The organism is Flavihumibacter solisilvae (assembly GCF_000814475.1).
In the GTDB taxonomy this organism is placed as follows: domain Bacteria; phylum Bacteroidota; class Bacteroidia; order Chitinophagales; family Chitinophagaceae; genus Flavihumibacter; species Flavihumibacter solisilvae.
This window is the reverse complement of the sequence record NZ_JSVC01000067.1, coordinates 1-1,580: the sequence shown is the minus strand read 5'-3', so window position 1 is coordinate 1,580 and position 1,580 is coordinate 1. Positions and strand designations below refer to the sequence as shown.

1 protein-coding gene is annotated in these 1,580 nt (G+C 44.8%); it reads right to left on the bottom strand.

Annotated elements, in window-relative coordinates:
• Window positions 1-397: 397 nt before the first annotated feature.
• Window positions 398-1,468 (bottom strand): IS110 family RNA-guided transposase, encoded by a 1,071-nt coding sequence (locus tag OI18_RS23460; protein ID WP_039144817.1) that lies wholly within the window; start codon window positions 1,466-1,468, stop codon window positions 398-400.
• Window positions 1,469-1,580: the final 112 nt, after the last annotated feature.

Sequence of the window (1,580 nt, the reverse complement as noted above, 5' to 3'; positions counted from 1 at the left end):
GGTATCCTATGTATAACGACCTTAGAGTGGACGAAAAAACCACCACAATTTTCTTTTGAAAGCAAAGGATAGCTGGAAGGGAAATCACAACCACCCTTCGCCTTCAGAAGCGTGTTTTTCCTTGATATAAATTTAAGCTATTTCAATTTTTTATTAGTCACTCATTATCCAGTACCAGCATCCTATGAGTAGACGTTGAACTAAGCAACGCTACAAGTCCTTGTAATTAAATGGTATAATGGCTGCTGAAATTAATCCAGCAATAAACAACCGGCTACAGTCTTGGCAAAGTCAATAACTCGCTGTTTGATTATGTCACGATGACAACCCATGTTTTGTAGTCCGGTCGCGGTTTTAATTGTGTAGGCAATGAACAATGTAATGACGATTGATTCATTTATTTCACAATAGAAGATTGATAGGGTTGTTGGTTGATCCAGACGTATCTGATCCTGCTGAGCAGTTTACGGGCCACTTTGACAATTGCTTTTTTGCCATTCACGCCTCGTTTAATTTGTTCGCTGTAATAGAGAGCCAGAGCAGGATCGTTGCGCTTGGCCGCCCAGGCACATTCAATCATGTCGCTGCGCAGTTGACGATGTTTTCTAACTGTTAAACCAAACCGAAGCTGTTTTTCACCGGAGCTGTGTTCCATGGGCATCAATCCTACAAAACTGTTAAGGTGATAAAAATTGGGAAACCGGCGAATATCCCCGATCTCGGTGATGAGCTGGGCAGCGGTCAGGGGACCAATTCCCGTTACAGTCCGAAGCAGGTAATAGATGGATTTATATTCTGCACTGCGTAGCAGCTTACGGATATCGTTGCTGATGTTGAGCAGTTCTTTTCGAAGCAGCTCCACCTGTCGCAACTGGTAATGCAGGGTCATTCTGCTGCTGTCATGAAGGAATTTCAACTCGTAGAGCCAGTGGATAAAATTGCGGCTCCAGTTGGGGTTGTCAAATTTTTCAGGCAAGGGAATGCCCTGGTAATCCAGAAAGCCTTTCACCCGGTTTTTGCATCGCACCAGGTCGCGCCATAATTTTTTGCGTTGGCGGACCAGGTTACGGTCGGCTTCCTGTTTCAGATCCGGGATGTAAATACCCTTGAGTTGTCCTTTGGAAAGAGCCAGCCCAATGCCACGCGAATCCCGGGTATCGGTTTTATAAACTTCGTCTTTGTGGCTGGAAGGAATATCCGCTGGATTAACAACCAGGCAAGCGATACCAAGATTGGCTAAGCGTCGCTGGATCCAATAGCCGAATTTGCCGCTTTCATAAGCGCACAGATACTGAGCACCCGGAAATTGTTTGGCAAGGTACTGATAGAGCATTTCGGGAGAAGGTTGCTGGTGCACGTTTTTGATAAACAAGTCACCCAAAAATATTCCGGCATTCCAGCTGCGTTTGTGAACATCCAGGCCAACGTAAATAGTCTGGTTCTGGAAATTGGCAGTAACTTTAGTCATGGCGTTTAGATTTTAGGATGAACTAATGTTGTTCTTGTAGCCAAAGTTATTTTGGACTACTGTCCTACTCTAGACGCCTACTTTATAGCATAAGGGCTTGGCAAAAGCGGGC